This window comes from Coleofasciculus sp. E1-EBD-02, assembly GCF_040218245.1.
In the GTDB taxonomy this organism is placed as follows: domain Bacteria; phylum Cyanobacteriota; class Cyanobacteriia; order Cyanobacteriales; family Coleofasciculaceae; genus Coleofasciculus.
On the sequence record NZ_JAVJQN010000005.1, the window covers coordinates 1 to 8,371 of the forward strand.

The 8,371-nt window shown below is 44.4% G+C and carries 6 protein-coding genes; 2 read left to right on the forward strand and 4 right to left on the reverse strand.

Annotation, left to right across the window (positions count from 1 at the left end):
- On the reverse strand, nt 1–504 hold a 504-nt coding region (locus RIC07_RS00390), incomplete at its 3' end, for an RRXRR domain-containing protein (protein ID WP_446392786.1).
- A gap of 451 nt (nt 505–955) precedes the next feature.
- Nucleotides 956–1,873, reverse strand: coding sequence for a DNA adenine methylase (locus RIC07_RS00395; RefSeq protein WP_446392787.1), 918 nt, complete (start codon nt 1,871–1,873; stop codon nt 956–958).
- Between the two features lie 348 nt (nt 1,874–2,221).
- Here RIC07_RS00395 and RIC07_RS00400 point away from each other — a divergent pair, with 348 nt between their 5' ends.
- A complete protein-coding gene (locus RIC07_RS00400) occupies nt 2,222–3,598 on the forward strand; it encodes a DUF3370 domain-containing protein (RefSeq protein ID WP_446392791.1) in 1,377 nt (458 codons plus the stop codon).
- 7 nt (nt 3,599–3,605) lie between these two features.
- Here RIC07_RS00400 and RIC07_RS00405 read toward each other — a convergent pair whose 3' ends face one another.
- Together RIC07_RS00405 and RIC07_RS00410 are read right to left on the reverse strand one after the other, a co-directional pair.
- Nucleotides 3,606–5,030, reverse strand: coding sequence for a TIGR03985 family CRISPR-associated protein (locus RIC07_RS00405; RefSeq protein ID WP_446392788.1), 1,425 nt, complete (start codon nt 5,028–5,030; stop codon nt 3,606–3,608).
- Nucleotides 5,031–5,720: 690 nt separating this feature from the next.
- Nucleotides 5,721–6,485 (reverse strand): hypothetical protein, encoded by a 765-nt coding sequence (locus RIC07_RS00410; RefSeq protein ID WP_446392789.1) that lies wholly within the window; start codon nt 6,483–6,485, stop codon nt 5,721–5,723.
- A gap of 170 nt (nt 6,486–6,655) precedes the next feature.
- Here RIC07_RS00410 and RIC07_RS00415 point away from each other — a divergent pair, with 170 nt between their 5' ends.
- Complete coding sequence (locus RIC07_RS00415; protein ID WP_446392790.1) at nt 6,656–7,993, forward strand: hypothetical protein; 1,338 nt, start codon at nt 6,656–6,658, stop codon at nt 7,991–7,993.
- The last annotated feature ends 378 nt before the right edge of the window (nt 7,994–8,371 follow it).

Genomic DNA, 8,371 nt, shown 5'->3' on the forward strand with positions numbered 1-8,371 from the left:
ATCAGCCATGACCAACTCGTAGTGAATGGTACTAATGGGGAACAGCTTAAACAACTCTTTAACTACCCGTAACTCTAGCTGTTTGTTAGCTCGAATTGAGGGAGGTAATTTGCCTTGCCTACGGTTATTAAACCTTTTTTGTCGATGACAACGTTCAGAGTAAGACAGCTTCCGGTTAATTCGTCTTCCCCGTCTTGCTCGACGCATGACTCGCCGTAATTCCATCCGTTCTTTAACCGTTTTAAACGGTAGGACTAAATGAGCCATCCAAAGGGTAGTAAGGCTCGATTGAACCCCAATCCCTGAATAACATTTGCCGGGATCTATGCCCAAAGCTATAGGTTGGGTATTTTCTCCTGTCTCAAAGGTCAACTGAATGACAAAGCATCCTAAATCGTTATGCACAACTTTAGCTTTACCTTCTTTTAACCAACGTCTAGCACGACTAGCTTTGGTTGGCATCAAGGGTTTACCTGACTTTGATAGAACTGGTACTCGTAACATGGAGATAATCCTCAGGAGTGAGTGTGTAGTCCCTTCCCGCCATCTCGGTTAAGATGTCTTGACTTAACAACAGCCCGACAAAAGGCTTTAGATTTAATCCGGACTAAGGAAACATCCGGGTGTCTGTACCAAACCGAGACTCTATGCGGTATTCAACGTTTAATTGTCGTTTGTCCGACAATCCCTGACTTCAAGCGTTAGCTAAGTCAGGGTTGTTGAAGTTTCAGCACCCCGATTACTGGACAACAATTGTACTTATACCTTATATCCTATATTCTACTAGGACTTTTCTCAAGTTAAAGCTAAGTTGGCTAAGTAACGACATTATTTCTGTTTAATTGCTCGGCTTGTAGTAAGGGCTTTAGCCCTAGATTATACAGTTAAATCGGGCGCACGTCAGTGCGCCCCTACAATGCTAATCTACCAAATTAGGTGTGCCACACCACTACATTTAATAATTCCTGATTAACAATTCATTAATCTGTCCTCGCCTAGTTGATTTACTATTAATAGGGCGTTGTGCCTTTACTCGTTTTATAGGGTATCCTGCATAAGCAACGTCAAAAAAATTATCCTCTAAGTTTTCATTTTTGGGGTCAGAGTTACTCAAAATTAACTTAGCACCCTTCTGATCAAGCACTTGAAAAAAATCTCGTAATCTTAACTGTGACGAATCATCAAAAATTTCTTGAGAATAGGACGTAAAATTAGCGGTTTTGCTTAGAGGTCTGTAGGGAGGATCGAAATAAACTAGAGAGTGATTATCCACAAACGCTTCAGAATCGGTAAAATTTCCATAATGAATCTGAGTGTTTTTCAGAATTTGAGCCACCGCTTTCAGGTTATCTACCTGACAAATTTTTGGATTTTTATAGCGACCGATTGGAACATTAAATTCTCCTTTGGAGTTAACTCGGAACAATCCATTAAAACAGGTGCGGTTGAGAAAAATTAGCTGAGCGGTTCTCTCAACCCAGTCTGGGTAATAGGTATGGAAGTCTATTTGTTGGCGCTGTAGATTGAATTGAGAGCGGATTTGATAGAAATATTGCTTTCGTTCCTCGGCATCGAAAGATAAATATTTGTCTTGAAGCTTTAACAGAACTTCAATCAAGTCTTCTACATTTTTCTGGATAGTCTTATACGCTAAAATGAGTTCAGGATTAATATCACAAACAAAAAACTCTTCAATTTTGCCCAACTGGGCAATATATAGAAATACAGCCCCACCACCGACAAAGGGTTCAATATATCGATTAATTTTTCCCTGAGTTAACTCCTCAGGCAAATTTTTATCAATTTCTTTAATGAGTTGGCTTTTTCCACCTGCCCATTTTAAAAATGGTCTGGCTTGCATGGAATTTTTCATTAACTAGAGAGATACCCTATAAATATTATATAATAATGGAATTTGTCTCATTGTATACCAAAACCCTAAATAATGGAAGCAATCTTGTACCAAGATTCGTACTTATAATAAACAGTTTTGTCAAGGTTTGAGGAAGGGCGACCCGATCCAATTGAGCGGATTGGAATTGTTCATTTATGCAGCGGGTCGCCCCTACATGCCTCTATTAGCGACTTTTGCACAGTCCTGAAGGATAAATCTGTATTGATCGCCAAGCGCTATAGTCGGCTATATGGCGATTTTCAAAGTAATGAGGTAAACTTATTTTCTTTGTTCCCCATTTCCTCAATCTTAAACCTTGATCCTTACATGTTTGTATTTTTGCCCATTTTTCCCCTCGCCCAAGCTACCCCTACACCCCCACCCCCAGTGGAGATTGTACAGCCGCAAGACGTGCGTCCATTACCGGGGCAATTGGATCAGGTTCCTGTTTTCAATAGCAATAGTCCGGAACTTGTGCAAACCGAGGGAATTTTACTCTCGACATTTCCTGGAAACAACAAAGCCACTCCCAGCGCCCACTTAAACTTTCCCTTTCAGGGACGTTTTGATATCTTTGCCCATCATGTTGCTAAAGCGCCAACACCTGATGATTTACGGACGCTATATTTGGGACTACTTGTGCATAATCCGGGTGAAGAATCGGTCACGGTTGATATTTTGCCAGGGGCTAGTTACTTAAGTCAACCTGATGCACCGTTTATCCAGTTACCCTCTCAAGTTGAGAATCCCCAAGGTACAGTATATGCAGGTCCCGGTAGTCGGGTGATGAGTGATATTTTGAGAGGCTATCGCCAAGCTGAGTTTCCGCCGCAAGTGGTGATTCCGCCTCAACAAAGCCGCCTGTTACTCAATTTACCGATTCCCGTGAAATCCTTAGAACCACCGATTAATGGGCGTTCCACGTTAATGCGGTTACGCAGTGATGGACAGGTCTATCTAGCCAGTCTCGCCCGTTATGCACCCACCGATGAGGCGGGAAATGAACGCGCCCCCACTCTGGTAGAATGGCAACAGCTATTGGATACAGGAGAATTAGCTAAACCCCGCGATCGCGCCCCTACTCCACCTGACTCGACAACGGGTAATATTATCTATGGTCGGGTTGCAGGTGTGGCTCAAGGATCACAGTGGCAAACTCAGTTAACCGATAGTCCAACCTCCCAGGTTTTGACGATTCCTGAACCAGGAGAAGCCTTTTCTTACGGATTGAGTACCTTACCCGGTGGACGTTTAGGAACGGATCAAAGTCAGAGTGCGAGGATGCTGGTACGTTATCCTGATACTGCCTATTTTGCCCATGGAAACTATGGCGTGCAATATAGTTTAACCTTACCGTTGGTGAATCCAACTCAGGAGACAAAAACAGTTACCGTATCCTTACAAACGCCTCTAAAACAAGAGGAAATTCAGGACGGATTACGGTTTCTAGAACCTCCAGCCAATCAAGTCTTTTTCCGAGGAACGGTGCGACTACGCTATAACGATAATACCGGATTACCTCGAACCGGGTATTGGCATTTAGTCCAACAGCGAGGACAAGCAGGAGAACCTTTAGTGACGCTGAACATGCCACCATCAAGTCAAAGATTAGTGCAATTCGATTTTTTGTATCCACCAGATGCAACGCCACCGCAAGTTTTAACAGTCGAAACGTTGCGTGATTCAGTCGGTGGGGACAATTAAAGTTGTCTTATGTCTTATGTCTTATGTCATTGGTTTGATAGAGTTGCCAGGTTTGTTCTATATCCTGTCTCATGCACTGTCGCAATTCATCTGGAAAAATGACTTCTACTTTAGATCCCCAAGCGCGAAGACGCATGATTACAGTATTGTCCTGCTGGCGATAGCGGAAAATGTAATAAGCGGCATTGGGATAGGCGTGAATATGGGCTAAAAGTTGTTGGGGATTGGGTAAGTTTAATTGCTCAATTAATGCCTGTGCTGCTTCAGAACTCTCCAGTTTCTCAAAGGTGGGATGACGGAAGGAGTTGTCGATGTAACGCTGGGCAAAATCAGGATCAAACCGCAGCAGGCTTAACTCAGAGTTTTCATAGAAATCAAAGCCATAAGCGGCGTCTAATTCCTGTTGAATATAAGCTGGATTGTACTGTTTAGGATCGTTGATAATGTCAGATTTGGAGAAAGGGAGATGGGGAGTATCCCAAGACAGTTTTTGGTGTTTAGTTATCCGTTCTAAACGGTAGTTATACCATCCGACTGGCGGTTGGGTTGCCGTTTTCTGTGGTCTTTGACCGAAGGCGCAGAGGTAGTAAGCCCGCTGATAATAATATAGGCAAACTGGATAAACGGTGTAGTTTTGAGTTTGATTTAAGTAAGCACTGTGATAGGTAATTTGTAGCGGTGGCGTGGGAGTCTCTTGCCAAACTTTTTTAAGGCGATCGGCTAAATCCGCTGAGGTTTCCCGCAAGTCTTCTTTGACTACATAGTCATGATGAATAAATAAGCGTTGTTCGCCATTAATTTTTGTGAATAATAGTTGAGCAATATCAGATACATCATTGGTAAAGAATTCTAAGGTTCCCTCAAGTTGAAAATTAGGTTCGGTCGCGAATCGTTCACGGATAGCAGCCGTTGACCGTTTGCGGAATTTGTGAATTGGCTTTTTGGTTGTAGCTTGGGGATTGATCAGTTGTCGCTCTAGGAACGGATTTTTAAGCTGAGACAACTGAGTTAGGTGATTGCGTAAGGTACGGTCAGTCGCGGCAAAAATGGGAGTTGACAACAGTTCGTCAATGTTATTTTTCTCTAAGGTATATCGAGATTTTAAGGTGGCAATGAACTGATTTTTGAAAGATTCAGTATAATCGGAAAATATCCAATCGGAGAAAGAACGAGTTTTGTAATGATCAACTTTTTGCTGAAACTGCTTTAACCAATCCGCACAGTTAAAGAGTTCAGTTTCAAATTCGATAAAAAAGTCACTGTCGCAGTCATACAACGACCGGAGCATGACCCACCGCCGAGCGCCACAGACTAAAAGATTGAGGCAATTCTTGGATTGGGTTGGAGTCGATGGATGAGTAGAAACTTGCAACAGTTCTGGTACAAGTGTTTCTAAGCAGTGGACGGTGGGGAAAAATTCTTCAGCAGACATGGGGGGATTTGACTAACTATCAGTTTTTGATTATAGCCACCGGAAAAGGGCGGGTTTAGTTAAGTTATCAGTTTGGGGTTCTCATGTTATCTGTAAAACCCGCCCCTACAATTCTAATCCACCAATTAAGGTGTGCTACGCCAGTAGCCAGTAGGGTGGGTTAGGCGGTATTAAATTTAGGAGATGAGCCATTCAATAATAAATCCGCCGTAACCTACCAAGTTATCATTGATTCCAGATGAAAATGTAGTTGGGTCAGATGTTCGTTGAAGGAGCGCCATCCGATTGGGTGGTGAAGGATGATATAAATGGCGATAATTGTCACGTATTTAGGGGCTGCTGAATAAGTCTTGCGGTGGGGAGAGCGTAGCGTAACGCACCTTATACCAAGTTGCGTTTTATCATGTTATTGGAAAGCAAAGCGAAGAATCTGGACAGATGCTTCGTTTCGTTCCTCCGCTTCGCTCCGGACTCCACGAACCATGACAAATTCTACCTTGTCTGACTTACGCAAAGGCTCTATGTGTAGGGTGTGTTAGCGAAGCGTAACGCACCTTAATTAGTATAGCCTGACTGTTGCCTGTTGCCTGTTGCCTGTTGCCTTTGAGTTGTAGGTTGGGTTGACGATAGAAAACATTGAGTATGAGGGGAGAAAGAGGGGAGCAACCCCTCATACTTCCCGATTCAGTTTTAATAGGAACAGAGCCGATCAATTAAGAATTGGGGGAGTTCTTCAAAGTGATCTAACAAAAAATCTACGATGGTTAACTGGCGCAAGTCAACGGGTTGAGCAGGGCGATAGTCTTGACCTCGGTTGAACCAACATTGAACGGTTCCTAGGGAACGAAAACAGATGTGAGACATTTGCTCATACGTGACACCCCATTTGGCATAAAACCGCCTGGGTGTCATCCTTAGTTTGCAGTAACAATAAAGGTCAATAATGTATTCTTCTCGCTGGGTAATCGGGCGGGGATTGTGGGGTCCTTTTGGATTATAGCGTCCGGTTGGGCTATGCACCGATAGTGGCTTGATTCCCTGATCAGAATCGGTGGGATAACAGTATAGGTTCTCCTCATCTTCACGGGGAGAATTGTTGAGGTTTAAGTGTGTAGGGGCGGGTTTAGGCACAAACAGGAATTGTTTTACCCAACTGGGTGGCAAAACCCGCCCGTCTTCTTGGGTTATGTCCTCCATTTCTTCACTGTGACGCAGAGTATTTAAGGCTCCAGCAATGAGTTTACCATTCAGGCTTTCGGTCAACTGCTGGATAAATAACGCCGCGATCGCATGAACTTCCGCATCCGTCAGGTGCATTTGGGCTGCATCGAAGTCAATGTCGCTGTAGTGCTTGAGCAACGAGAGGAGTTGGGTTATGCCTAATTCCTCTAAGTTTTGCTGGATAGGGGGTTCAGCCGTATTGCTGCTGTCGAAGTTAGGGGAGAGGTGTGTCATATTGTTTTCTCCTTTGATATTTTGCCTTTAAGTTACTTGTTATTATGTTATAACATTTTAGGTAAAATAAAAACCCCCTTTTTGTGGAGGTTGGAAGACCCCTTTTCTTACTGCCTGCGATAGTAGAGACGTTGCATCCAAAGTCTCTACTCGAAAAGGAAGGTCAACTCATGTCAGGCTTAGTAGTCACACCGATTAATCAGGAAAACCGAATCATGGCTTATTCAATACACCTGGAAGGCGATACTCTGAAAGTGGATTTTGCCAAAACCGATGAAGGGAAGCCGATTCCGGCTGCTGGCGATGTCATCGTGCAAGATGTGCAGACTCGCGTCAGCCAAATGATTGCTTCTGGAGAACTTTCCGGGGGGAATCTGCTCAAGATTGATGGGCGGATTTCAGTGGCGGCGAGTTATACTCTGGCTCATGAGGTGGCGCATCTGTATCGGGTGGTTGCAGTGGCGGATACACGGTTGGGGGCGTATGTGGTGGTGAGTAGTACGACACCGGAGTATCCTTTGGGTAGCCGCATTGATTTTCACACGGGTAAAGTGATTCAGGGGAAGACGTTGGCTGAGTTATCGGCACCTTCCTTTTTGATCCGTCGGGAAAGAGATGTCCTGAGAATAGAGATTAACAATGGGGTGCAAGCAGGCGGCGACCAAATTCTCCGCGATGCTAAAGCGCAGTTACAGCAATTAATCAATTCGGGGCAATTGCCAGGAGGGAAACTGCTCAAAATCCATGGGCGTTCAACGGTGTTAGCCTCTTTTGTTCTAGCACTGGAACTGGCTCATCGCTATAGTGCGATCGCAGTCTTTGATCCGAAAATAGGCGATCGCGACTTAGACCGTTATATGATCACGATTAGTCATACTCCAGATTACCAGGTAGGAGACCGGATTGATATCAAGCGTGACCCCTGTCAGACGGTGAAAGTCGTGCTGTGTGGCGCTCCAAATACAGGCAAAACCGTTTTTCGGGATGGGTTGAAAGAGGCAATTCTGGAGCGAGATGATGTTCCCCAGGATTTTTACACGATTTCCGGTTGTCCAGATGGGGATGGTTCCTGGTTTACACCAACAGCACAGAAGTACCCAGAGTTAGCGGCAGAATTAAAAGCTGAGTATAAGGCGAAGTTTACACCCGAATTTGCCCAGGACAAAGCGCGAACGGTTGATGTGATTAAAAACTCGTTATTACTGTTTGATGTGGGGGGTAAGATAAGTGCAGAAAATGAGTTAATTATGGCTCAAGCTACCCATGCCGTGATTTTAGCCAAGTCGGAATCCGAGGTAGTGGATTGGCAAGCGTTTTGTCGAAAGCTGAACTTGAGTGTGATTGCGATTATTTATAGCGATATTAATGCCACAACCGATGAGATTGAAACGAAATCCCCCCAGTTAAAGGGAACAGTTCACCGACTGATTCGGGGTGAATCGGTGAAAACTCGTCCTGTGATTCAAGAGTTGGCACAGCAGTTAGTTGAATTAGCCAGCTTGTCGTAAGGGTAGGGGCGCATGGCGTGCGCCCGATTCAATGGCGTGCGCCCGATTCAATCCCAAGGAAGGCAACAAGCAACAGAAAATCCAGCGGTAGTGTCGTGACCCAGCTAAAATTGTGCAACAGATTTTACTGTTAGAATGGGCGCACGCCGTGCGCCCCTACAATTCTAATTCACCATTTTAGGTGGGTCATGCCAGTAGGGTGTGTTAGCGAAGCGTAACGCACCTTTGCCCCCCGTAAGAAGGCAAAAGCTTAAGCTGTCATGCATTTAAATTGCGTATTAGTAGCGAGCTTTCCGGCTCGCACTACAAGGATTTCGTCATTGTTGACATTAAGGTTTGAATGCCGAACAGCTTACTGGACTAACATCGCTAAAATTG

What these genes read in the sequence shown, in the direction of transcription:
- RIC07_RS00395 (WP_446392787.1), bottom strand. Translation starts at nt 1,873, where the DNA reads ATGAAAAATTCCATGCAAGCCAGACCATTTTTAAAATGGGCAGGTGGA.
- RIC07_RS00400 (WP_446392791.1), top strand. Translation starts at nt 2,222, where the DNA reads ATGTTTGTATTTTTGCCCATTTTTCCCCTCGCCCAAGCTACCCCTACA.
- RIC07_RS00405 (WP_446392788.1), bottom strand. Translation starts at nt 5,030, where the DNA reads ATGTCTGCTGAAGAATTTTTCCCCACCGTCCACTGCTTAGAAACACTT.
- RIC07_RS00410 (WP_446392789.1), bottom strand. Translation starts at nt 6,485, where the DNA reads ATGACACACCTCTCCCCTAACTTCGACAGCAGCAATACGGCTGAACCC.
- RIC07_RS00415 (WP_446392790.1), top strand. Translation starts at nt 6,656, where the DNA reads ATGTCAGGCTTAGTAGTCACACCGATTAATCAGGAAAACCGAATCATG.